Source organism: Streptomyces sp. DH12 (genome assembly GCF_020873895.1).
Taxonomy (GTDB): Bacteria; Actinomycetota; Actinomycetes; order Streptomycetales; family Streptomycetaceae; genus Streptomyces.
This window is the reverse complement of sequence record NZ_JAHWGT010000850.1, coordinates 1-478: the sequence shown is the minus strand read 5'-3', so window position 1 is coordinate 478 and position 478 is coordinate 1. Positions and strand designations below refer to the sequence as shown.

The 478-nt window shown below is 69.9% G+C and carries 1 protein-coding gene; it reads right to left on the bottom strand.

Annotated features, from left to right (window positions below):
• The coding region (locus LPA54_RS37415; RefSeq protein WP_228984903.1) for an LCP family protein at positions 1–478 on the bottom strand (478 nt) is incomplete at both ends.

The window sequence follows — 478 nt, the reverse complement described above, 5'->3', positions numbered from 1 at the left end:
AAGCGCCCCCGGTCGCCGGGGACTTCTTGGCCGACTCCGGGATCTCCTGGTCGCTGCGGATGGCCTTCCACAGCGTGGACGCCTGCGGTTCGGCGGCCACCACACGGTTGGGGTCCTTCGCGTCGTACGCCACCGGCAGCATGATCGTCTCCATGGAGCCCGGGTCGACCCCGTTCATGCTGCGCCCGAACTCGGCGAGCGCGGTGAGGGAGGCGAGCTCGGAGTCGGTGGTGAGCGCCGCGGTCAGGGTGTCCGCGATCTCGTAGGTCTTGGCGGGGCTGCCCAGCAGGTCCTGCTTCTTGATCTCGCCGAGCAGGGCGACCATGAACTCCTGCTGGAGACCGATGCGGCCGAGGTCGCTGCCGTCGCCTATGCCGTGCCGGGTGCGGACGAACTGCAGGGACTCGGTGCCGTCCAGGCGGTGGGTGCCGGCGGTCAGGTCGAGGCAGCTGGACGTGTCGCGGATGTCCTGGTCGAC